Origin of the sequence: Novosphingobium profundi (assembly GCF_018491765.1) — a bacterium.
Taxonomy (GTDB): Bacteria; Pseudomonadota; Alphaproteobacteria; order Sphingomonadales; family Sphingomonadaceae; genus Novosphingobium; species Novosphingobium profundi.
On the sequence record NZ_JABWCU010000005.1, the window covers coordinates 1 to 20,610 of the forward strand.

The window sequence follows — 20,610 nt, forward strand, 5'->3', positions numbered from 1 at the left end:
TTGCCCTACTCGAACAAGGCGATGCGCGGCACGCCGAAGCCGAACAGCGACTTGCGAACCTTGCGCGCCGCCCCTTTTTCGTTTTCGGCCCGTCGGGGCGGGGTCAGCCGATGATGCCGACCTTCTGCCCTGCGCGGGTGAACATGGCGATGATCTGCTGGACCTGCTCGGCCGAGTGCTCGGCGCAAAGCGAACAGCGCAGCAGCGTCATGTTGGCAGGCGTTGCCGGCGGACGCGCAAGGTTGACGTAAAGCCCTTCATGGAGGAGCGCCTCCCACATCCCCGCGCCGCGCTCGAGATCGGGCATGATCACCGAGATGATCGCGCTCTGTGGCTCGGTCGTCCCGAGCTGGAAGCCGGCATCGGTAAGGCCCTTGTGCAGGGTCTTCGAATTTTCCCAAAGATGTGCGCGCTTGTCGCCCGCATGCATCAGCTTGCGGATCGAGGTGCAGGCGGTCGCCACCACGCTGGGCGGCAGGCTGGCGGTGAACACGTAGGGGCGGCAGACCAGGCGCATGACTTCGAACTTGGGGTGGTTCGAGACGCAGAAGCCGCCGACCGTGCCGACCGACTTGGAGAACGTGCCGATCACGAAGTCGACGTCGTCGAGGCAGCCTTGCGCTTCGGCGACACCGCGTCCGTGTTCGCCGATGAAGCCCATCGAGTGCGCCTCGTCGACCAGCACCATCGCGCCGTACTTCTTGGCGACCGCGATCATCTCCTTGAGGGGCGCGATGTCGCCGAGCATCGAGTAGACGCCTTCGAGCACGACGAGCTTGCCCGCGCCCTCGGGAATGCGCTTGAGGCGCTTTTCCATGGCTTCGATGTCGTTGTGCTTGAAGGGGACGACTTCGGCGTCGCCCATCTTGCACCCGTCCCAGATCGAGGCGTGGCTGTCGATGTCGAGGACGATGTAGTCGCCCTTGCCCGCGATCGTCGAGATGATGCCCAGGTTCGCTTGGTAGCCGGTCGAGAAGACCATGGCGTGCTGCATGCCGTAGAAGTCGCATAGCGCCTCTTCGACCGCCTTGTGCCCGGCATACGTGCCGTTGAGCACGCGGCTGCCAGTCGTGCCTGCGCCAAAATCGTCGAGCGCCTGCTTGCCCGCCGCGATCACGTCGGGGTCGAAGGTCATGCCCATGTAGTTGTAGGTGCCGAGCAGGATCGTCTCGCGCCCGTTGCACATCGCGACGGTGGGCGAGAGCACGCGCTCCATGACGAGGCCGAAGGGATCGGTGACCCCGGTCGAAAGCAGATCGGCGCGCATCTTGATGAGCGGGTCGAACTTGCTGAACAGGTCGGTGTGCGCGGTCGTCGCGTTGTCGCTGAGCATGTCGGTCATGGTGGTGTCTTTCAGCCCTGGAGCTTCATCACCGCGTCGACGAGCTGGCCGTAGTTCTCGATCTCGGCCTGCTGGTTCATCGAGATGATGATGTCGAATTCGTCTTCGATGGCGGCCACGAAGTCCATGACGGTGAGGCTGTCGAACTCCAGGTCGTCGGTGAAGCGGGTGGCATCGGTGACCGCAACGCCCTTCTTGTTGAAGGGTTCGATCAGGGTGATGATGCGCTCCGAAACGTCTTGGCGATCCATGGTGATTCTAACTCCGTAAGGTCCGGGCTGCTCTGTGTTCCGGAAATGCGGCGCAAAAGCGGCACGAGTGTAACATGTCAAGCGCCCATGGCGACAACGCGGCGGGGCGTGCGCACCAGGGGACGTGATCGCGCGTCAGATCAGCGCTCTTACCGCCTGCATGAAGGGGCCGATCGAGACCGGCTTGGCGAGGTAACCTTCCGCGCCCGCCTCGCGGATGCGTTCCTCGTCGCCCTTGCCGGCATAGGCGGTGACCGCCAGCACGGGAATGGTGCGTAGCGCCGGGTCGCGCTTGGCCGCCTCGATCAGGTCGAGCCCCGAGACGTTGGGCAGCTGGATGTCCATGATGACGAGGTTGGGCACGAAATCGCGCGCCCGCGCGAGCGCATCGCGCCCGTCGGCGACCGGCTCCACCGCGAAGCCCTGGCTGACCAGTACGTCGCAAAAGAGTTTCCGATTGAGATCGTTGTCCTCGACAACGAGGATTCGCTTTGCCATTCGGTCCCCGAGCCCCATCTAAGGTTCGTGACACGCTCTAGGACAGCCAAGCGAGACTGACAATTCTCCCCCGAACGCCATCCCCCGCCAAGACCCCGGCCCCCGATCCCCAGGCGCTCGCCTTGAACGCGCTCGGTTGGGTGCTCGCCGAGGAGGCGCGCGCCGAGCGCTTCCTTGCTCTTACCGGCCTGACGCCCGACGAGTTGCGCGCCGCGCTCGGCGATCCGGCGACGCTGACCGGCGTGCTCGATTTCCTGTGCGCGCACGAGCCCGATCTCGTCGCGGCGGCCGACGCGCTCGGCCTCGCGCCGCAGGTGATCGTCGAGGCACGCGCGAGGCTGGCGCGATGAACCGGCCGCTGCTCATCACCGACTGCGACGAAGTCCTGCTCCACATGATCAGCCATTTTCGCGACTGGCTGGCCGAGGAGAAGGGGGTCGATTTCGCGCTCGGCAAGCCCGATTTTGCAAGCGCGATGCGCCGGATCGGCAGCGACGTGCCGCTCGAGCCGGATGAGATGTGGGACCTGCTCGGCGCCTTCTTCGACAGCGAAATGCACCGCCAGACCCCGGTCAAGGATGCCGTCGCCTCGATCCAGGCGATCGCCGGGATCGCCGACGTCGTCGTGCTGACCAATCTCATGGACTTTCGCAAGGAGGCCCGGCGCGAACAGTTGCGTGGCTTCGGGCTCGACCTGCGGGTCTTCACCAATCAGGGGCCCAAGGGGCCCGCGCTCAAGGCGATCCTCGAGGAATACCGGCCCAGCCGCGCGGTGTTCATCGACGACCTGGCGCAACACCACGATTCGGTGGGCGCGACCGCCCCCGAAGTGGCCCGGCTCCACTTGTGCGCTGAACCGCGCATCGCGCAGGTCATCCCCTGCGCACTCGAGGCCGGCCATGCCCATGCCCGTATCGACACATGGGACCACGCCTTGCCCTGGGTGCTTGCGCGCCTTCGCGGCGAAGAAGAGGAAAGTCTTGGATAATGAGTGATATCGAAACCCGCCTGTCGCAGCTCGGCCTGATCCTGCCCGAACCCGCAGTTCCGGTCGCGGCCTATGTCTCGGTGGTCGAGGCGGGCGGCATGGCGCACGTCTCGGGCCAGTTGCCCTTCGTCGGCGGCCAGCTCGTCACCGGGCGGCTGGGCGAGGACGTCTCGCTCGAGGAAGGCACCGTGGCGGCGCAGGCTTGCGCGGTCATGATCCTCGCGCAGCTCAAGGCTGCGCTCGGTTCGCTCGATCGCATCGAGAAAATCGTCAAGCTCGGGGTCTTCGTCAACTCGACTCCCGAATTCACCGATCAGCCCAAGGTCGCCAACGGCGCGTCGGAGCTGATGGTGGCCGCGCTCGGCGAGGCGGGCAAGCACGCGCGCAGCGCGGTGGGCGTGCCGGTGCTCCCGCTCGGCGCGGCGGTCGAAGTGGACGCCATCGTTGCCGTTCGGCCTGCTTGATGGCTGGCTGAGCCCGGCCCCGGAGGAGGGCAAGGTCGCCTGGCTGCGCCAGGGCGATTTTGCCCACCGGGGACTTCACGGCGCGGGCCTGCCCGAAAATTCGCGCAGCGCCTTTGCGGCCGCGATCGCGAAGGGGCACGGCATCGAGCTCGACGTCCAGCGCGCCAGCGACGGGCAGCCGGTGGTCTTCCACGACGACACGCTCGAGCGTCTGACCGGGGCGCAAGGCCCGGTCAACCGGCTGAGCGCGAAGCAGCTCGGCGCGATTGCGCTGACCGGCAGCGAGGACACCATTCCCACGCTGCGCCAGGTTCTGGCGCAGATCGCGGGGCAGGTGCCGGTCCTCATCGAAATCAAGTCGGGCCGCGCCTCGCACGTGGCGGGGCGTTGCCTGGCCGTGCGACGCGTGCTTGAGGGCTATGTCGGGGCGCACGCGGTGATGAGCTTCGATCCCCGCGTATCGCGCTGGTTCCGCAAGCATTCCGCGCATACCGCGCGTGGTCTCGTGATGAGCGAGGACGGCAACCCATCGCTTCCCGCGCGCATCCGGCGCCATCTTGCATTGTGGCACGCGAAGCCCGATTTTCTCGCTTACGACATTCGCGACCTGCCAAGTCGGTTCGCCGCCAGCCAGCGCGCGCGCGGGCTGCCACTGGCGACCTGGACGGTGCGAGGCGAGGCTCAGGCCGAGCGCGCCGCGCTCCACGCCGATGCCGCGATATTCGAGATCGAGACAGGAGCAGACCGGCCAGCGTGAGCGAAAGTGAATTTACAGCTCGGGTACATGCCTCGGTCGGTGGCTTGCCGGCCGAGGAATGGGACGCGCTGACCGGTGGGAGCAATCCCTTCGTGCGCCACGCGTTTTTGTCCGCGATGGAGGATTCGGGTTCGGTCGGCGACGGCACGGGCTGGACGCCGGTCCCGATCACTATAGCTGATGCCGCGGGAAGGCTGGCCGGCGCGCTCCCGGCCTATCTCAAGCAGCACAGCCAGGGCGAATACGTTTTCGACTATGCCTGGGCCGATGCCTGGCACCGCGCGGGCGGGGCCTATTACCCCAAGCTCCAGATCGCGGTGCCCTTCACGCCCGCGACCGGCCCGCGCGTGTTGAGCACCGAGCCTGCGCTCGGCCTGCCGCTCCTGCGCGCAGCCGAGGCGCTTTGCGAGCAGAATGGTCTGTCCTCCGCGCACGCGACCTTCATCGAACCTGCCCAGGTCCCGCTGTTCGAGCGTGCAGGCTGGCTCTTGCGCGAGGACATCCAGTTCCATTGGGAAAACCGGGGCTATGCGACCTTCGAGGACTTCCTCGCCGCGCTGTCCTCGGCCAAGCGCAAGAACTTGCGCAAGGAGCGCGCGAAGGCGCAGGAGGGGGTGACGATCCGGCACTTGCGCGGGGCCGAGATTCGCCGCGAGCACTGGGAGGCCTTCTGGTTCTTCTACCAGGACACCGGCGCGCGCAAATGGGGGCGGCCCTATCTCACCCGCGAGGCATTCGACCTCCTGGGCGCGCGTATGGGCGATGCGATCCTGCTGATCCTCGCGTTCCAGGACGGCGAGCCGGTGGCGGGGGCGCTCAACTTCATCGGGGAGGAGGCCTTGTACGGGCGCTACTGGGGCGCTTCGGTGGACAAGCCCTTCCTGCATTTCGAGCTGTGCTACTATCAGGCCATCGATGCGGCGTTGGCACTCGGCCTGTCGCGCGTCGAGGCGGGGGCGCAAGGCGGGCACAAGCTGGCGCGCGGCTACGCGCCGGTGCGCACGGTTTCGGCCCATTTCATCGTCCACGAGGGGCTGCGCGCGGCGATTGCCGAATTCCTCGAGGAGGAACGGGCCGGTGTTGCGCGGGACCAGGTGGGGCTCGGCGCGCGCACGCCATTTCGAAAGAGCGACGAAGACCTGGCCTGACCGATATCAGGCGGCGCGGCGCAGCGTGGCGTGGGGCGTGGCGCAGAGCCATTGGCGGGCGCGGCGCTGGGCTTCGGCGATATCGCGCGCGGTCATTTCGTCGGCCACGTCGGCGCGGCACTGCGCGGCGTCCTCGTGGCCGGCGACGGCGGCGAGGTTGAACCACTTGTGCGCCTCGACAAGGTCGCAAGGGGCGCCGTGGCTGCCGGTCGAAAAGGCAACACCAAGATCGAAATAGGCCGAGGTGTCGCCGCTGGAGGCCGCGGCAAGGCCCTCGGCGAGTTGGAGGTCGTGGCTCTCCTCCTCGTGGGCAAGGGGTGTATTCGCGAGCTCTTCTTGAAACCAGGCAGTACCCATGACGTGAATTCCCTGTCTTTTGAAGCCTGTTCGGCGCCAGTTCGATCTCTGTCCGGCGGCACCATTCGGGCCGTCTGTCCTGGAGCAGCCTGAATTACGCTGGTGAAGATTGCGTTAACCACGACATCGGAAAGATGTCGGGCGACCTGTTCACATTTGAATTGAGACGTCTGTTCAGGAAATGTGTGGGCATCGCGTGATAACGACTTGTGCACGAATTGTTGCGGAATTATAGGCCCCTTCGACCGCGGATTGCTAACGCGCTACCGGAAAAATTCGGAGCAGCAGGGCTGAAGCGATTCGGGGCGGATACCTGCGGAGTTTCTCTGGATGGCAACGGCCCTAGACAATGATATTGACGTGCTGATCAAGGCACAGCGGGTTATCGGCGGCGCTTATGTTCCCGCCGAAGACGAACCTTACATGTCCGATGCGCAGCAGGACTATTTCCGGAGCCTGCTTCTGGCCTGGAAGAAATCGATTTTCGATGCCTCGGCGGGAACGCTGGCGCAGCTCCAGGATGGCCCCTTGCGCGAGCCCGATCTCAACGATCGCGCCTCGAGCGAGACCGACTGGGGCATTGAACTGCGCACCCGCGACCGGCAGCGCAAGCTGATCGCCAAGATCGATTCGGCCCTGCGCCGCATCGAGGAAGGCGAATACGGCTATTGCGAGGTGACCGGCGAGCCGATCGGGATCGGCCGTCTCCAGGCACGTCCGATCGCCACCATGACGGTCGAGGCCCAGGAGGCGCACGAACGCCGCGAGAAGATCTCGCGCGACGACTGACCCCGGCAGGGGAACGGGCGACAGGCGGGCTTCGCCTGCCTGTTAAGCCTTTCTTATGCGCTCGGCTTTAACATCGAACGCAAAGCAATCTGCTTGCCCGCCGGTCCCGACGCTGTCATGCCGGGAACCAGGTGGGGGCCGGACTCGGGGGCATGCCCTGCGGACTGGTCGGCATCAGCCGAAAATGGTACGGCCAAGAGTGGCTGGACGAGGACTATGGACGAACAAGACAACCGGCAGATCCCGCGGGACAGTCTTTTCCTCATGGCCGACTTGCATGTCGAGGGCCTCGAGGGCGAGCATCGCATCAAGGTGCGCAATCTCTCGGCGGGCGGCATGATGGGCGAAGGGCCCATCCGCGTGGTGCGCGGCTCGGTGGTCGAAGTGAACATTCGCAACATCGGCTGGGTCGAAGGCTCGGTGGCCTGGGTCCAGGACAGCCGCTTCGGCGTCGCCTTCCACGAGGATATCGACCCCAAGCTGGCGCGCGAGCCGGTGCGCATCGGCGAGGACATCGCCCCGCGCTACACCAAGAACCACAAGGAAGTCGGGCCATCGGGGCTCGCCATCCGCAAGATCTGACCGGGCAGGCGGCCGCGTGCGCGCGGCGTGCCTTTCATGCCTTTGCGGTGCGGGGAAAATCGATTACGCCCGGGATCATGTCCGGTGTGTGTGTTCCCTTCCGTCTGGCCCCTCTCCTGTTGGCCCTGCTGGCCTGCGGATGCGGCGGGGGCGATGCCTCCACCATCGCGATCGCCGTCGTCGAGGCACCTGCGCTCGAGGCGATACCGGCCGAGACCGACACCAATTCCGCGCGCCTGATCCGCGCCGCGACGAGCGAGGGCCTGGTCGCCTTCGACGCGCAGGGCCGCGTCGTTCCTGCGCTTGCCGATCGCTGGATCATCACCGACGACGGTCAGAGCTATATCTTCCGCCTGCGCGACGGCAACTGGCTCAACGGCGACGAGCTGACCGCCAGTTCGGCCCGCGCGGCGCTGATGGCCTCGCTGCGCGCCATGCGGGGAAGTCCGTTCGAGAGGGACTTGTCCGGCATCGACGAGATCCGCGTCATGGCCGGGCGCGTCATCGAGATTCGTCTCCAGCGGCCGATGCCCTATCTCCTCCAGCTCCTCGCCCAACCCGAACTCGGTCTGCTTCACGAAAAGCAGGGGTCGGGGCCGATGCGGCGCGTCGACGAGTGGAGCGAACGGGCCGAGGGCGAGGCAGGCGCCGGTGGGGAAGCGGCAGATCGTGCGCGCGAGGCGGTCGCGAAGGCGGACCCGGTTCCTGAGGGTGGGCCCAAGGGGCAGGCGATCCGTCTCGCGCCGATCGAACCCGGGCGGCTCGGGCTCCCCGACGTCGAATCCTGGGATACGCGCACGCGGCCGGTCGACATGCACGTGCTGAGCGGAGCCGAGGCGGTGCGCCAGTTCAACGCAGGGACGGTCGACCTCGTGCTGGGCGGGCGCATCCAGGACTTCCTGCTGACACGCAGCGTGGGCATCTTGCGCGGCACCATCCAGCTCGATCCGGTGGTCGGCCTGTTCGGCCTGCACGTCATGAACGACAAGGGGTTCCTGGCCGACCCCGCCAACCGCGAAGCGCTTGCAATGGCGATAGACCGCGAAGCCTTGCTCGACCCCTTCGGCGTGGGCGGCTGGCATCCCAGCACGCGCATCGTCTCGCCCAGTCTCGAGGGCGATCTGGGCACCATCGGCGAGCGCTGGGGCGAGCAGAGCGTGCCGCAGCGCCGCGACGTGGCGGCGGGCCGCGTACGGGCCTGGATGCTGCGGACCGCTGCGCAGCCGAAGTCGGATGAGCCGCCGGCAAGGGGCACCGCGACCGGCAAACCCGCGGCACCCGGCAAGCCCGGACAGCCTCCGGCAGCCCCTCTCGACAACGCGCCCGAGGTTTCGGTGTGGTTGCCCGAGGGCGATGGTTCGCAGATCCTCTTCGCGCGTCTTTCGGCCGATCTTGCGGCGATCAGTGTGCGGCTGGTGCGCACCAACGAAGCGGGCGAGGCCGACCTTTTGCTGGTTGACGACGTCGCGCGTTACCCCCGCGCGACCTGGTTCCTCAACCGCCTCTCCTGCGCGGCCCGGCAGGGCCTGTGTTCGGCCGAGGCCGACACCCGCGTCGACGAGGCGGCTGCCGCCACTTCGCCCGAGGACCGCGCCGCGCTGCTGAGCGAGGCCGAGGCGGAACTAACCGCCGCCAACGTGTTTATCCCCTTCGGAACCCCCATTCGCTGGTCGCTGGTGCGCGGCAGCGTCAGCGGGTTCGCGACCAACAGCTGGGGCTGGCACCCCTTGATGCCCTTGTCCTGGCTGCCCAAATAAGGCGAACCGGCACGACGTGTACCGGGTTTGAAGGAAGGGTTCGACGTGGCGGCTGGTCAGGACTGGATGCAGGGCCGGGAGATGCCCCTCCCGCTGGGCAACGATCCGATGGCGGTTCGCCGCCGGATCGAGGCGCTCGAGTATCTCCTCGAACGCGCGGTTACCGTCCCGGGGATCAACCGCAAGGTCGGGCTCGACGCCATCGTCGGCCTGGTGCCGGTTGCGGGGGACATGATCTCGGCGGCGCTTGGCCTCTACATCGTGTGGGAGGCGCGCAACCTGGGCATGTCGAAGTGGCAGCTGGCGCGCATGACCGCGAACGTGGGCTTCGACACGCTGGTGGGCGCCGTGCCCTTGGCAGGCGATCTGTTCGACTTCCTCTACCGCTCGAACAGCCGCAATCTCAAGATCATCCTCAAGCATCTGGACAAGCACCATCCGCACACCCGCATCATCGAGGGCTGAAATGGTCCGTTCGTTTCGTTCGGATGTCGCCCCCGGCGTGGCGCTCTGCGCTTTGCTGCTGGCGTTGGCCGCCTGCGGGCAGGCCGAGAGCGATCCGGGCCCGGGCGGGGTCACCGTGGGCGAGGCGCAAGCGCTCGACGCCGCCGCGCAGATGCTCGACGAACGGCGCGTGCCCGAAGCCGCACTTCACCCCTCGGACGAGGGGACGGCTCTGCCGGCGACTTCGGCCGAGGCCTCGGCAACTCCCTAAGACCGGGCAATCGGGGCCGGGTCAGTCGTGGCGGACCTTGCCGCGCCCGGCCTTCACGTCGCTGCGGATCTTCTTGCCCTTGAGGCGCTGGGTCTTGCCCACGCGGTTGAGGCGGCTCTTGGCACGCTTCTCGGGCAGGTCGTGCGCCTTGGCGATGAGCTCGGCCATCCGCTCGCGCGCATCGGCGCGGTTGGCTTCCTGCGTGCGGTACTGCCGGGCGGTCAGGATCAGCTCGCCGCTTGCCGTCATGCGGCTCCCGGCGAGGTCCTTGAAACGGGCGAAGACGGCGGGGCTGAGGCGCAGCGCGTAGACGTTGAGCCGCAGCTGTACCGCCGAGGCGACCTTGTTGACGTTCTGCCCGCCCGGGCCCGAGGCGGCGATGAAGCTTTCCGAGCAGTGCGCGTGTGCCCGGGCGATGGCGTCCTCGGCCTCGCTCATGCCTCTCCGAAACCGAGCGCGACGAAATCCGCCGGAAGCGGGGCCATCGCGCCGATCGGCTCCTTGTTCGCGCGCGGCACGAGCAGGCCGGCGGCGTGCAGCATCGTGCGGCGCATGCCGCTGCGGCTGCCGTAGACGGGATCGCCGAGCAGCGCCGCGCCGAGGCCCGAAGCGGCGTGGACGCGAATCTGGTGGGTACGGCCGGTCTCGGGGCGGAACTCGACGAGCGTGCGTCCGTCGATTTCAGCCAGCTTGCGCCAGTGCGTGGTCGAGGGCTTGCCCTTGCGTGCGGGGATCATGCGCCAGCCGTCCTTCACCGTGCTGACCTTGGAGAGCGAGAGCGCGATCGTGCCCTCTTCTCCTTCGATCAGCCCGTCGACCACGCCGAGGTAGCGCTTTTCGACGAGGCGCTCCTCGAAGGCCGCCGAGAAGCGCTTGAGCGCCTTGGGGTTGCGCGCCAGCAGCAGGCAACCCGAAGTGTCCTGGTCGAGCCGGTGGACGGGGATCGGCGGGCGCTGGAAGCCGAGGCGGAGCGTCTCGAGATAGTCCTCGAGGCAGGCGCCGCCCGCGCGCGGGCGGTCGATCGGGAGGCCGGCGGGCTTGTCGATGACGAGCGCTTCGCCGTCTTCGTAGAGGATCGGGATTTCCATCAGGCGAGGGCCTTTGCAATGCGGCGCAGCGCCTCGTCCAGCTTGGCCTCGTCGGCGGCGAAACTGATCCGGAATCCGTCCCTCCCGCCAAAGGCCGAGGCCGGAACGATGGCGACGCCATGTTCGAGAATGTGGAGCGCGAGCTTCGCGTCGTCGCCGAAGCGGCCCATCAGCGGGGCAGCGTCGATCATGCAGTAGAACGCGCCCTCGGGTGTGGGGGTGGAAAGGCCCGGGATCGCGTTGATCGCGCCCACCACCATGTCGCGCCGCGCGCGGAAACGCTCGCGCCAGTCAAGCAGGAATTCCTGCGGGCCCTCGAGCGCGGCGACGGCGGCGGCCTGGCTGAACGAGCAGGGGTTGCCCGAGGAATGCGACTGGAGCCGCTCCATCGCCCGGATCAGCCATTCGGGACCGGCGGCAAGGCCGATGCGAAAGCCTGTCATGGCGTGGCTCTTGGAGACCCCCGAGACAGTCAGGATACGCTCGGCAAGGTCGGGGCAGAGCGCGGCAAGGGTGGCGTGCGGGGCGCCCGAATAGTTGATCGGGGCATAAATGTCGTCGGAAAGGACCATCACGCGCGGATGGCGGCGCAGCACCTCGCCGATGCCCAGCAGCAGCTCGCGCGGATAGCACGCGCCGGTCGGGTTGCCCGGGCTGTTGAGCATGACCCACTGCGTGCGCGGGCCGATCTGTGCCTCGAGATCGGCGGGCGAGAACAGGAAGTTGTTCGTCGCCGAGGTCTTGAGCGGGACCACCTTGCCACCGGCAAAGCGGATGATCTCGGGATAGCTGACCCACCAGGGCGAGGGCACGATCACTTCTTCGCCCTCGCTGACGGTCGCCAGCATGGCGTGGAAGATCGCCTGCTTGCCCCCCGCGCTGACGGTTATCTGGGAGACGGGGACCTCGATGCCCAGATCGCGCGCGAAATGGAGCACGGCCGCGCGCTTGAGCTGCGAGGTGCCGCCGACCGGCGTGTACTTGGTGAGCCCGGCGTCGAGCGCGGCCTTGGCGGCCTCGAGCACGTGGGCGGGCGTTGCGAAATCGGGCTCGCCCACCGAGAGCGAGATGATGTCGCGGCCTTCCTCGCGGAGCTGGATCGCGCGGTCGGTCATCGCCGTCGTCTGCGAGGGGGCGATGCGCGAAAGGGCGGTGCTGATGTGGTTCACGTGAGGAGCTTTGCAGGAAAGAGGCCACGCACCGCGTTGCCCAGGAGAAAACCGTCGGCGAGATCGTCGAGCGTGAGACGCGCCTCGCGCGCACGGCCGTCCTCGAGGAGCGAGCGGCGCAGCACGCCGGGAAGGAGCCCGAGCGAGGCCGCAGGGGTCAGAAACTGGCCGTCGCGCTCCACGAAGATGTTGGTGAAGCTGCCCTCGGTCACGCAGCCATCGTCGCGCAGGAACAGCGCTTCGCCTGCACCCGCCTCGCGTGCGAGGGCAAGCCCCGCCTCGTAGAAGCCGCGGTCGCTGGTCTTGTGCGCGAGGCGCCAGTCCGAGGTGTCGACCGGGAGCGGCAGCACGGCCACGACCAGCGGCTGTGCCGGGGTTTCGGGCAAGGGCGCAAGTTCGAGCGAATAGGCGCCCGAACGGCCTGCGACGAGGCGCAGCTTGGCCGGCGCCTCGGCGTCGAAGCAGAGCGCCTGGATGGCGTTGCGCACGGCGTGGCGGTCGAAGCTGAAGCCGAGCGCGGCTGCGCTCCCCTTGATGCGTTCGAGGTGGAGTTCGAGCAGTGGGATGCCCTCGTCGGGCGTGAAGCGCATGGTCTCGATCAGGTCGAACCGCGCCGGCGACACCGCCAAGCCTCCCGTCTGCATTGCCGAACCGCGCACGAAACCCCCTTTGACAAGACACTCCCGCCATTCGGGCAGGCTTTGCGAATCCGCCACGATGGCCCCGCCGACCCCCAGGGTCGCCCTCCCGGAAACCGGGGTCGCTCCGGACTTGTCCGGGGTCAGGCGCAAGGTGCGGATTGCCACATTAAACACGCTGTCGCCAGTGGGTTCGATATAACCCACCGAGCCGCAATAGAGCTCGCGCGGGGCCTGTTCCACCTCGGCGATCAGTTCCATCGCCCGGATCTTGGGCGCGCCGGTGATCGATCCGCAGGGAAACAGTGCGCGCAAGAGGTCGACGGCGCCATTGCCGGGGGCGAGCCGGGCCTCGACCGTGGAGACCATCTGGTGGACCGTGGGATAGCTCTCGATCGCGAACGGCGCAGGCACGTGGACGCTGCCCGCCTCGGCCACGCGCGACAGGTCGTTGCGCATGAGGTCGAGGATCATCAGGTTCTCGGCGCGGTCCTTGGGCGAGGCGGCCAGTTCCTCGCGCAGGGCTGCGTCCTCGGCGGCGTCGCGTCCGCGCGGGCGGGTGCCCTTCATCGGGCGGGCGTGGATCGCGCGATCGCGGATCTGGAAGAACAGTTCGGGCGAGAAGCTGAGGTGCCAGTCCTCGCCGTCGTGGATCACCGCGCCATAGCCCGCCTGCGCGGCGCCGCGCATCGCCGCATAGAGCGCCAGCGGGTCGCCCGACCAGGGCCCTGCGAGCGGCATCGTCAGGTTGGCCTGGTAGATGTCGCCCGCGTGGATCGCGGCGTGCAGGGTTTCGAAGGCCTGGGTATATTCGCCAAGCGTGATCTGCGGCCTCAGCGGCCCGATCCATGGCGCCTCGCCGTGCGCGTGGCGCGAAAGCCACAGCGGCATCGCTTGGGCGGGAATCGTCTCGTGGCGGGTGAAGGCGCCGAACCAGACCAGCGGCCCGGTGCAGCCGGTGTCCCGAGCGGCAAGACGCGCTTCGAGCGCGAGGCCGGCCTCGTAGGCCATGTATCCTGCAAGGTGCAGCCCTTCGCCGGCGAGCGCCTCGATCCGCGCAAGCGCGGGGGAGACCTCGGCCGGAGTGCGCGCGGTGACGATCTCCACCGGATCGCGGTAGAGGCGCGCGTCCACGGCGCCATGGGCGCGGGCGTCGTCGAGAAGGAGGAAGGGTTGGGTCATCACATTGTCGCTGGCCCCTTAGAGCATATCGCGGGCTTCTGGGAACACCTGGCGCAGGGGAAAATGCGCATGAGAGTTCGAGAAGTTCGCGTCCGGGCGGTGAAAAAGGCGCTCGCCCGCCCGGCAAGCCGCTTCTATCAGCGGGGACACACTGATATTCCAGACGGATAGCAATAAGGGCAGGGCGAAGCACGATGAGCGCAATCTATCTCGGCCTCGGGGCCAACGAGGAGCGTCAGGAGCTGCGGCTGGGCCGAGCGAACCGCCACGGGCTGATCGCGGGCGCGACCGGCACCGGCAAGACGGTGACCTTGCAGACGATCGCCGAGCAGTTCTCGGCGCAAGGGGTTCCGGTTTTCCTGGCCGACGTGAAGGGCGACCTTTCGGGCATCGCCATGGCCGGAAGCCCGCTCGCCAAGAACGCCGACAAGCTGGAGGGCCGCGCGCGCGAGATCGGCATCGCCGACTACGCTTACGCCGACAATCCGGCGGTGTTCTGGGACATCTACGGCACGCAGGGCCATGCCGTACGCACCACGATCTCGGAAATGGGGCCGCTGCTGCTGGCGCGCCTGCTCGATCTCAACGACACGCAGGAGGGCGTGCTCAACATCGTCTTTCGCGTGGCGGACGAGCAGGGCCTGCTGCTGCTCGACCTGGCCGATCTTCAGGCGATGCTGGCTTACGCGGCCGAGAATGCCTCCGAACTCTCGGGCAAGTACGGCAATGTTACCAAGGCCAGCGTTGGCGCGATCCAGCGCCAGTTGCTCACCCTCGAGAGCCAGGGGGCAGGCCAGTTCTTCGGCGAGCCCGCGCTCGAGATCGAGGATTTCCTGAAGCTAGACGACGAGGGGCGCGGCATCGTCAACGTGCTGGCCGCCGACCAGCTCATGCGCAGCCCCAAGCTCTACGCGACCTTCCTGCTCTGGCTGCTGTCCGAGCTTTTCGAGGCGCTGCCCGAGGTCGGTGATCCGGACAAGCCCAAGCTGGTGTTCTTCTTCGACGAGGCGCACTTGCTTTTCGACGATGCCCCCAAGGCGCTGCTCGACACGGTCGAGACAGTCGTGCGCCTGATCCGCTCGAAGGGGGTGGGTGTCTACTTCGTCACGCAGAACCCGGTCGACATTCCCGAAAAGATCGCAGGCCAGCTGGGTAACCGCGTCCAGCATGCGCTGCGCGCCTTCACCGTGCGCGACAAGCGCGCGATCAAGGCGGCCGCCGAGACCTTCCGTATCAACCCCGATCTCGACGTCGAGGCGGCGATTACCGAGCTCAAGGTGGGCGAGGCGCTCGTCTCGACGCTGGACGAGGACGGCGCGCCGGGCGTGGTCCAGCGCACCCTGATCGCGCCTCCGCGTTCGCGGCTAGGGCCGGTGAGCGACAAGGAGCGTGCGATCGTTCAGTCGATCAGCCCCTTCGCGGGCAAGTACGACACGCCGGTCGATCGCGAGAGCGCCGAGGAAGTGCTCGCGGCCAAGGCGGCCGATGCGGCTGCGACGGCGCAGGAAGTGGCCGAGCAGGGCGAGGAAGAGGTACGCAAGCGCGAGCGGCGCAGCCCGGGTCTGTGGGATGGCATCGGTGGCAAGGTCGCCAAGGCGGCGGCGGGAGCCGCGGCGGCGAGCGCGGGCTCGATCCTCGCGCAGAAAATGCAGGGCAAGCGGAGCCGGGCCAATCCCGGGGCCTCGGCCGCGAGCGCGGCGGCGGGCACGGTCGGCTCGGTGCTCGAGCGGGCGATCGGAATCCCCGGGATCGGTCGGTTCGCCCGCAACCTCATCGGCGGGCTGATGCGCTAGCCGCAAACGAGAACGGGGCGGGCCATGGCCCACCCCGTTTCCGCGATCGGATGTTGCAATCCGAAGTGGCGATCAGATACCGGCGATCAGATACCGGCGATCAGATACCGGCGATCAGATACCGTCCAGGCCCTTGGAGACCAGGATGTTGACCGCGACGCGGCGGTTCTGCGCCTTGCCTTCGGGGGTGGAATTGTCCGCGAGCGGGTCCGCCTTGGCCATGCCCGTGGGGGTCAGCATGCGATAGGGCTTCCAGTGGCAGGCCTGCTGCAGGTAGTTCACCACGCGGCTGGCGCGCTTTTCGCTCAGGACCTGGTTGAAATCGTCGCTGCCGGTGGAGTCGGTGTAGCCCACGACCAGAAGCAGCGCGTTGTCCATGCCTTCGGCCTGGTTTGCGGCGGTGCACAGCTCGGCCTTGGCTTCGGGCGAGAGGTTCGACTTGCCGGTGTCGAAGTTGACGTTGGTCGTGCCCTTGATGTTGTACTTGTCGATGTCGGCCATGCGTCCGCGCAGCGCCTCGGTGGCGGCGGTCTGCTCGGCGAAGCCCTGGGCGGTACCGTTGCGGATCATCGAGGCGGTCTTGAAGTCGTCGTTCTTGAACTTGATCTCGCTGGCGAGCAGCTGGCTGCCGCCCTGCAGGGTCTTGACGGCGACGGGCAGGCCGTTGAGCAGCGAATCTTCGGCGCGCTCCTTGGTGGCAAGGCCGAGGAACCCGCCCTTGCCCTTGATCTGCGTGGTCTCGCTGATCGCGACGACCGTGCTGGTGCCGTCCTTGGCGGTCACCTGGAGCAGGTTGCCCTTGCGCGCGGAAATGATGCCGTCGAGTTCGGGGCCCTCGGTCATCTGCGAGGGGTCCATCGGGGCATCGCCATAGACGGTGGCCGAGACGTCGGCATCGGGCGCGTCCTGGCCTTGTGCGTAGAGCGCGCTGGTCGGCGCAGCCAGGAGGCCCAGTGCGAGCAGCGCGCCGGTCGTCTTCGCAAGGCCACTCTGTTTCGAAACGCCCTTCGGCTTGGAAATGCCATTCTGCTGGAAAATGACTGTCATCTTGCAAATCCTCCAATGACGTCAGCGGGGCCAGACATGTCTGCGACCCGAAAGGTCGCCCCTCTGTTGGCAAGCCCGGCTGACAAAATCCGGTCTGTGGTACGATCCAGGTAACGGCGGCGACCGTGCCTGGATGCAATGGACCTTCTGGGTGTTCTGATCTGCCTTTCCCGAAAATGAACACTGGTGCACGCTGGGGCGGTTGAACCGTCGGCCTGAGTGCATCGTGCGGTGAGTTGCATCAGATTGTATCACGCATCGGCGTGTTTCTGTGCTTCGGGTGCGACGGGTTTTAGTCGAGGACTTGATTTCGCAATTACTTGCGCGATTACAAATTCGACAAGTCGTGTTTGGCTCGCGGTGTATTCCTGGGAACCTTTGCGCGTTCTTCGATTGCGAATCGCTTCAGATCAGGGGGATCGCCAGAGTCGCACGAAGGCCAGCGACCGCGCCGTCGGGTGCGTGCCGGTTGGAGAGGACGAGCGAGCCGCCGTGCTGGTCGGCGATCGCGCGGGCGAGCGCGAGGCCCAGGCCTGCTCCGCCGGTGGAGGAGTTGCGCGAGGGGTCGCCGCGGGTGAACGGGTTCATCATCGCCTCGATCGCGCCCTCGGGAATGCCTGGGCCGTCGTCGTCGATCACGATGACCGCCGATCCTTCCGCGCGCGACAGCGAGACCCGCGCTCGTTCGCCGTAACGCAGCGCGTTGCCGATGAGGTTGCGCAGCGCGCGGCGCAGCCAGGTGGAGCGCAGTTCGAGCGCCATGCGGCTGGTCTCGCCCAGTTCCACCGGCTCGCCCATGTCCTCGTATTCCTCGACCACCGAGACGACGAGCGCGGAAAGTTCGGTCCGCTCGAGCGGATCGCTCGGGCGCCCGACCCGCGCCAGCGAGAGAATGTCGTCGAGGGTGCGCACGATGTCCTCGATGGTGGAAGCCATGCGCGCGCGTTCGGTATCGTCCTCGACCGATTCGATGCGCACGCGAAGCGCCGCCAGCGGGGTCTTGAGGTCATGCCCGATTGCGCCGAGCATCACGTCCTTCTCGTCGAGCAGGTCGGCGATGCGCGTTTCCATCGCGTTGTGTGCGAGGATCAGGCGGCGAACGTCGTCGGGGCCCGACGGCGAGAGCTGCCCTGCGAGGTCGCGCGTGATGGCGAATTCCTCGACGCGCGTGGTGAGCGCGGCGAGCGGGCGGCTCATCCGGCGCAGGATCAGCGCCACGGCACCGACCAGCACGGCGTAGATGACCAGGGTCTGCAGGATCAGCGGGAACAGCAGAATGTTCATCGCGCGCGGGCTTCGCACGCGTGTCACCAGCCATTCGTCGCTGCCCTTGAGGCGCACGCCCACGACCAGCAGGTGGTTGCTGAGCGCTTCGTCCATCGTCTGGCGATCGAACCCGCGCCGCTGCGCGTGATCGAGGAAGTGGTCGCGCGCGTCGGGGTCTTCGCTCAGCGTGCGGTGCACGATCACCACCTGGTCCGCGTCGAGCGACTGGTTGGCGAGGATGTCCGAGAACCGGGCTTCGGCGCGGCCGTCGCGTGTCTCGCCCGGCTTGACGGGCGAGGATGGCCGGTGTTCGAGCGGGAAGCCACGCGGCGGGGGACCGCCGAAGGGGGCGCCCTCGGGCTTGTCGTGCGGCTCGGGCGGCCGGCGTCCGCGGGTCTCCACCACCAGCCGGAAGGCGGCTGCGTTGAGCATGCCGTTCTCGTAGCTGTCACGCTGCGCGCTGTAGATCAGGAAGGCGCTCAGCGCCTGGACCAGCAGCAGCGCGGCGGCGACGGCCAGCAGCATCTGGCCCATCAGGCTGCGGGGGAGGAAGGCTTTCATTCGTCGGCCAGCGCCACCCGTTTGACGTCGGCGGCGAGCATGTAGCCACCACCCCAGACGGTCTGGATGAGTTGCGGGTTGCGGCTGTCGGCCTCGATCTTGCGGCGCAGGCGGCTGACCTGGTTGTCGACCGCGCGATCGAACAGGTGCGCCTCGCGGCCCTGGACCATGTCGAGCAGGCGGTCGCGATCGAGCACCTGGCGGGGGTGTTCGAGAAAGGCCATGAGCAGGCGGAACTCGACCGAGGAGATCGCCACGACGGCGCCTTCGGCATCGGTCAGGCGGCGCTTGAGCGGATCGAGCGTCCAGCTCTCGAAGACGAAAGCCTCGTTCTCGGTCGCGGGCGGCCCGCCGCGCGCCGAGCGGCGTAGCACCGAGCGGATGCGGGCGACCAGTTCGCGTGGCTCGAACGGTTTGACGACGTAGTCGTCGGCGCCGATCTCGAGGCCGACGATGCGGTCGGTCGCCTCGCCCCGCGCGGTGAGGAAGATGACCGGCAGGTCCTGCGCTTCCACCAGGTGGCGGCAGAAGGAAAGGCCGTCCTCGCCCGGCATCATGATGTCGAGCAGGACGAGATCGACCTTTTCCTCGCGCAAGTGCGAACGCGCCTCGGCGGCGCTGCTCGCCTGGGTGACGGCAAACCCCTGGCGCGAGAGGTATTCGCCCAGGGGTTCACGCAGAGCCGCTTCGTCGTCGACGAGAAGCAGGCGGATCGGCGCGGTGTCGTTCATATCAATTCCCAGTATTGCCTTCGGACGTCGCCGCGCCGCTTGGTCAGTTCGCCTTGCCTTGGGCCGGAGCCTGGGGCGGGGGACCCTTGGAGCCCTTGAACTGGCTGCGCATCTTGTCGTGGAACGCCTTGCGCTCTTCGGCGGTGATCTGTCCATCCTTATTGGTGTCGACTTCGTCGAAGTGCTTGATGGCCGAGGCGGCGAATTCGGACTTGGTGATGGCGCCGTCCTTGTTGGCGTCGGCATCGCGCATCATCATCATGCCGCCGCCCATGTGGCCACGACCCATGCGGGGGCCGTGGTGGCGGTCGTGATGGCGACCCTTGCCCGGGCCCATCGCGTCGGGTCCCATAGCGTTGGGGCCGTCCATGCCGGGGCCGGCGTCACCGGGAGGCGGCGGGCCGTCCATGTCCGGACCACCATCGCCCGGAGGCGGGGGCGGTGGGCCATCCATGCCAGGCCCGTCCATTGCGGGTCCACCCATGCCGGGGCCGCGATCACCATGTGGTCCCTTGGCAGCGAGGAACTCGGCCCTGGAGATGGAGCCGTCCTTGTTGGTGTCGAGCGCCTCGAACATCCGGGTGCGACGTTCGGTCTGGCGGGCCTCGCGGTCGGCCTGGTCAATCTTGCCGTCCTTGTTGACGTCCATGCGGGTGAACATCGCCTCGGCGGCGGCCTGCGCTTCGGCGCGGGTGACCACGCCATCGCCGTTGGCGTCCATGGTAGGGCGGTTCTTGCCGCCGGGCCCGCCGGGACCGCCGGCCTGGGCATAGGCGACGCCGCCCAGGGCCAGGGTCGCGGCCGTAAGGCTCAGCGTTATGGTCTTCATCCTGGTGTTCATCGTTCTTCTCTCTCGTGTCCCAAAAGCGAATTGGATGAAAGCCGCAAGAAAGCGGGAAGTGAGGGGGAAGTTGCTGCCTCGCGACTTTCTGATCTTCGTTCTAAACACCGCTTGTCGCGCAAGTTTGCCGTGCGGGGCGATTTTTGTCGCGAATTGTCTCGTTTGGGTCACTGTGTTCAGATTGGCGAAAGGCGGGCGAAATCGGTTATCCGCGCGGTCGGTGCCGGGTGTCCTTACCCGCCGTGATGAACAGGACGCTGGCGTGCTGCGCGATGTCGGCGGTGTGCCAGACACCGGCCGGGTTGATGGCGTAGTGGCCGGGGCCAAGCACGGTCGCGACCTGGCCCCCCTCGTCCTTCTCCTGGATGAGCGTGATCTCGCCCTTCGTGCATACGACCACTTCGTCGCCGCAGGGGTGCATTTCCCAACTGTCCCAGTCGCAGGAGAATTCGTAGCCGGAGACGAGGCGTCCCTCGGCCCCGTCCGCCACGTGGCGTGCGGCGTAGGCCTCGTACCACTCCATGGTCCCCGTGTGGGGCGGCTGGACCTCGGCTCGCCCGCCCAGGCCCAGGTGGATCGGGTTCGAGACCAGTTCGTGTGCCGCCTCAGCCATGGCCGGGTCCTTTCGGGTTTTCGTGTGGGCCCC

Annotated in this window: 24 protein-coding genes; 11 read left to right on the forward strand and 13 right to left on the reverse strand. The window is 67.3% G+C overall.

From position 1 onward, the window contains the following. Positions 1 to 103 precede the first annotated feature (103 nt). The 3 genes from spt to HT136_RS05330 form a co-directional block, all read right to left on the reverse strand. Positions 104 to 1,342 (reverse strand): serine palmitoyltransferase, encoded by a 1,239-nt coding sequence (gene spt, locus HT136_RS05320; protein WP_214198542.1) that lies wholly within the window; start codon positions 1,340 to 1,342, stop codon positions 104 to 106. Between the two features lie 11 nt (positions 1,343 to 1,353). Further along, entirely contained in the window at positions 1,354 to 1,593 is a 240-nt protein-coding gene (locus tag HT136_RS05325; RefSeq protein WP_214198543.1) for an acyl carrier protein, read from the reverse strand. 135 nt (positions 1,594 to 1,728) lie between these two features. Next, a complete protein-coding gene (locus HT136_RS05330; protein ID WP_214198544.1) occupies positions 1,729 to 2,091 on the reverse strand; it encodes a response regulator in 363 nt (120 codons plus the stop codon). 62 nt (positions 2,092 to 2,153) lie between these two features. Here HT136_RS05330 and HT136_RS05335 point away from each other — a divergent pair, with 62 nt between their 5' ends. The 5 genes from HT136_RS05335 to HT136_RS05355 are packed head-to-tail and all read left to right on the forward strand — an operon-like array spanning position 2,154 to position 5,448. Continuing rightward, on the forward strand, positions 2,154 to 2,441 hold the full coding sequence (locus HT136_RS05335; RefSeq protein WP_214198786.1) for a DUF3572 domain-containing protein: 288 nt from the start codon (positions 2,154 to 2,156) through the stop codon (positions 2,439 to 2,441). Further along, on the forward strand, positions 2,438 to 3,079 hold the full coding sequence (locus HT136_RS05340) for an HAD family hydrolase (RefSeq protein ID WP_214198545.1): 642 nt from the start codon (positions 2,438 to 2,440) through the stop codon (positions 3,077 to 3,079). Before HT136_RS05335 ends, HT136_RS05340 begins: the two co-directional genes overlap by 4 nt. Beyond that, positions 3,079 to 3,543 (forward strand): RidA family protein, encoded by a 465-nt coding sequence (locus tag HT136_RS05345; protein ID WP_214198546.1) that lies wholly within the window; start codon positions 3,079 to 3,081, stop codon positions 3,541 to 3,543. The genes HT136_RS05340 and HT136_RS05345 overlap by 1 nt, the downstream gene beginning before the upstream one ends. Then, positions 3,524 to 4,300: a glycerophosphodiester phosphodiesterase family protein gene (locus HT136_RS05350; protein ID WP_214198547.1), complete on the forward strand. Its 777-nt coding sequence runs from the start codon at positions 3,524 to 3,526 to the stop codon at positions 4,298 to 4,300. The genes HT136_RS05345 and HT136_RS05350 overlap by 20 nt, the downstream gene beginning before the upstream one ends. Continuing rightward, complete coding sequence (locus tag HT136_RS05355; RefSeq protein WP_214198548.1) at positions 4,297 to 5,448, forward strand: GNAT family N-acetyltransferase; 1,152 nt, start codon at positions 4,297 to 4,299, stop codon at positions 5,446 to 5,448. The genes HT136_RS05350 and HT136_RS05355 overlap by 4 nt, the downstream gene beginning before the upstream one ends. Positions 5,449 to 5,454: 6 nt before the next feature. Here HT136_RS05355 and HT136_RS05360 read toward each other — a convergent pair whose 3' ends face one another. Then, complete coding sequence (locus tag HT136_RS05360; RefSeq protein ID WP_214198549.1) at positions 5,455 to 5,805, reverse strand: SEL1-like repeat protein; 351 nt, start codon at positions 5,803 to 5,805, stop codon at positions 5,455 to 5,457. A gap of 330 nt (positions 5,806 to 6,135) precedes the next feature. On the opposite strand from HT136_RS05360, the gene dksA reads away from it, so the two are divergent. From dksA to HT136_RS05385, 5 genes are all read left to right on the forward strand, one after another. Next, the gene (dksA, locus tag HT136_RS05365; protein ID WP_214198550.1) at positions 6,136 to 6,594 is read left to right on the forward strand and encodes an RNA polymerase-binding protein DksA; all 459 of its coding nucleotides are present in this window, start codon (positions 6,136 to 6,138) and stop codon (positions 6,592 to 6,594) included. Between the two features lie 216 nt (positions 6,595 to 6,810). Further along, on the forward strand, positions 6,811 to 7,176 hold the full coding sequence (locus tag HT136_RS05370; RefSeq protein ID WP_214198551.1) for a PilZ domain-containing protein: 366 nt from the start codon (positions 6,811 to 6,813) through the stop codon (positions 7,174 to 7,176). Positions 7,177 to 7,253: 77 nt separating this feature from the next. Beyond that, entirely contained in the window at positions 7,254 to 8,933 is a 1,680-nt protein-coding gene (locus HT136_RS26180) for an ABC transporter substrate-binding protein (RefSeq protein WP_246543390.1), read from the forward strand. Between the two features lie 81 nt (positions 8,934 to 9,014). Further along, entirely contained in the window at positions 9,015 to 9,398 is a 384-nt protein-coding gene (locus tag HT136_RS05380; protein ID WP_214198787.1) for a DUF4112 domain-containing protein, read from the forward strand. A 1-nt stretch (position 9,399) separates the two neighbouring features. After that, complete coding sequence (locus tag HT136_RS05385) at positions 9,400 to 9,648, forward strand: hypothetical protein (protein WP_214198552.1); 249 nt, start codon at positions 9,400 to 9,402, stop codon at positions 9,646 to 9,648. A 21-nt stretch (positions 9,649 to 9,669) separates the two neighbouring features. On the opposite strand, the gene arfB is transcribed toward HT136_RS05385, so the two are convergent. The 4 genes from arfB to pabB are packed head-to-tail and all read right to left on the reverse strand — an operon-like array spanning position 9,670 to position 13,725. Continuing rightward, on the reverse strand, positions 9,670 to 10,086 hold the full coding sequence (gene arfB / locus HT136_RS05390) for an alternative ribosome rescue aminoacyl-tRNA hydrolase ArfB (protein WP_214198553.1): 417 nt from the start codon (positions 10,084 to 10,086) through the stop codon (positions 9,670 to 9,672). Beyond that, on the reverse strand, positions 10,083 to 10,736 hold the full coding sequence (locus HT136_RS05395; protein WP_214198554.1) for an RluA family pseudouridine synthase: 654 nt from the start codon (positions 10,734 to 10,736) through the stop codon (positions 10,083 to 10,085). Before HT136_RS05395 ends, arfB begins: the two co-directional genes overlap by 4 nt. After that, entirely contained in the window at positions 10,736 to 11,851 is a 1,116-nt protein-coding gene (locus HT136_RS05400; protein WP_214198788.1) for a pyridoxal phosphate-dependent aminotransferase, read from the reverse strand. The genes HT136_RS05395 and HT136_RS05400 overlap by 1 nt, the downstream gene beginning before the upstream one ends. Positions 11,852 to 11,901: 50 nt before the next feature. Beyond that, positions 11,902 to 13,725 carry an aminodeoxychorismate synthase component I gene (gene pabB, locus HT136_RS05405; RefSeq protein WP_214198555.1) on the reverse strand — a complete coding sequence of 608 codons (1,824 nt, stop codon included), beginning with the start codon at positions 13,723 to 13,725 and terminating at the stop codon, positions 11,902 to 11,904. A 194-nt stretch (positions 13,726 to 13,919) separates the two neighbouring features. Here pabB and HT136_RS05410 point away from each other — a divergent pair, with 194 nt between their 5' ends. Next, a complete protein-coding gene (locus HT136_RS05410; protein WP_214198556.1) occupies positions 13,920 to 15,518 on the forward strand; it encodes a helicase HerA-like domain-containing protein in 1,599 nt (532 codons plus the stop codon). A gap of 114 nt (positions 15,519 to 15,632) precedes the next feature. Here the strand turns inward: HT136_RS05410 and HT136_RS05415 are convergent, their stop codons facing one another. The 5 genes from HT136_RS05415 to HT136_RS05435 form a co-directional block, all read right to left on the reverse strand. Next, positions 15,633 to 16,565, reverse strand: coding sequence for an OmpA family protein (locus tag HT136_RS05415; RefSeq protein ID WP_214198557.1), 933 nt, complete (start codon positions 16,563 to 16,565; stop codon positions 15,633 to 15,635). Positions 16,566 to 16,970: 405 nt separating this feature from the next. Beyond that, complete coding sequence (locus HT136_RS05420; RefSeq protein WP_214198558.1) at positions 16,971 to 18,392, reverse strand: ATP-binding protein; 1,422 nt, start codon at positions 18,390 to 18,392, stop codon at positions 16,971 to 16,973. After that, positions 18,389 to 19,123, reverse strand: coding sequence for a response regulator (locus HT136_RS05425; protein ID WP_214198559.1), 735 nt, complete (start codon positions 19,121 to 19,123; stop codon positions 18,389 to 18,391). The genes HT136_RS05420 and HT136_RS05425 overlap by 4 nt, the downstream gene beginning before the upstream one ends. Before the next feature lie 43 nt (positions 19,124 to 19,166). After that, positions 19,167 to 19,964, reverse strand: a complete 798-nt coding sequence (locus HT136_RS05430; protein ID WP_214198560.1) for an EF-hand domain-containing protein — start codon at positions 19,962 to 19,964, stop codon at positions 19,167 to 19,169. A 205-nt stretch (positions 19,965 to 20,169) separates the two neighbouring features. Beyond that, on the reverse strand, positions 20,170 to 20,577 hold the full coding sequence (locus HT136_RS05435; RefSeq protein WP_214198561.1) for a cupin: 408 nt from the start codon (positions 20,575 to 20,577) through the stop codon (positions 20,170 to 20,172). Positions 20,578 to 20,610: the final 33 nt, after the last annotated feature.

Excerpts from the sequence above, each read along its gene's own strand:
- pabB (WP_214198555.1), bottom strand. The coding sequence starts at position 13,725 with ATGACCCAACCCTTCCTCCTTCTCGACGACGCCCGCGCCCATGGCGCC.
- HT136_RS05420 (WP_214198558.1), bottom strand. The coding sequence starts at position 18,392 with ATGAAAGCCTTCCTCCCCCGCAGCCTGATGGGCCAGATGCTGCTGGCC.
- HT136_RS05400 (WP_214198788.1), bottom strand. The coding sequence starts at position 11,851 with ATGACCGACCGCGCGATCCAGCTCCGCGAGGAAGGCCGCGACATCATC.
- HT136_RS05360 (WP_214198549.1), bottom strand. The coding sequence starts at position 5,805 with ATGGGTACTGCCTGGTTTCAAGAAGAGCTCGCGAATACACCCCTTGCC.
- arfB (WP_214198553.1), bottom strand. The coding sequence starts at position 10,086 with ATGAGCGAGGCCGAGGACGCCATCGCCCGGGCACACGCGCACTGCTCG.
- HT136_RS05380 (WP_214198787.1), top strand. The coding sequence starts at position 9,015 with ATGCCCCTCCCGCTGGGCAACGATCCGATGGCGGTTCGCCGCCGGATC.
- HT136_RS05330 (WP_214198544.1), bottom strand. The coding sequence starts at position 2,091 with ATGGCAAAGCGAATCCTCGTTGTCGAGGACAACGATCTCAATCGGAAA.
- HT136_RS05395 (WP_214198554.1), bottom strand. The coding sequence starts at position 10,736 with ATGGAAATCCCGATCCTCTACGAAGACGGCGAAGCGCTCGTCATCGAC.
- HT136_RS05430 (WP_214198560.1), bottom strand. The coding sequence starts at position 19,964 with ATGAACACCAGGATGAAGACCATAACGCTGAGCCTTACGGCCGCGACC.
- HT136_RS05425 (WP_214198559.1), bottom strand. The coding sequence starts at position 19,123 with ATGAACGACACCGCGCCGATCCGCCTGCTTCTCGTCGACGACGAAGCG.
- spt (WP_214198542.1), bottom strand. The coding sequence starts at position 1,342 with ATGACCGACATGCTCAGCGACAACGCGACGACCGCGCACACCGACCTG.
- dksA (WP_214198550.1), top strand. The coding sequence starts at position 6,136 with ATGGCAACGGCCCTAGACAATGATATTGACGTGCTGATCAAGGCACAG.
- HT136_RS05325 (WP_214198543.1), bottom strand. The coding sequence starts at position 1,593 with ATGGATCGCCAAGACGTTTCGGAGCGCATCATCACCCTGATCGAACCC.
- HT136_RS05370 (WP_214198551.1), top strand. The coding sequence starts at position 6,811 with ATGGACGAACAAGACAACCGGCAGATCCCGCGGGACAGTCTTTTCCTC.
- HT136_RS05415 (WP_214198557.1), bottom strand. The coding sequence starts at position 16,565 with ATGACAGTCATTTTCCAGCAGAATGGCATTTCCAAGCCGAAGGGCGTT.
- HT136_RS05340 (WP_214198545.1), top strand. The coding sequence starts at position 2,438 with ATGAACCGGCCGCTGCTCATCACCGACTGCGACGAAGTCCTGCTCCAC.
- HT136_RS05410 (WP_214198556.1), top strand. The coding sequence starts at position 13,920 with ATGAGCGCAATCTATCTCGGCCTCGGGGCCAACGAGGAGCGTCAGGAG.
- HT136_RS26180 (WP_246543390.1), top strand. The coding sequence starts at position 7,254 with ATGTCCGGTGTGTGTGTTCCCTTCCGTCTGGCCCCTCTCCTGTTGGCC.
- HT136_RS05435 (WP_214198561.1), bottom strand. The coding sequence starts at position 20,577 with ATGGCTGAGGCGGCACACGAACTGGTCTCGAACCCGATCCACCTGGGC.
- HT136_RS05385 (WP_214198552.1), top strand. The coding sequence starts at position 9,400 with ATGGTCCGTTCGTTTCGTTCGGATGTCGCCCCCGGCGTGGCGCTCTGC.
- HT136_RS05345 (WP_214198546.1), top strand. The coding sequence starts at position 3,079 with ATGAGTGATATCGAAACCCGCCTGTCGCAGCTCGGCCTGATCCTGCCC.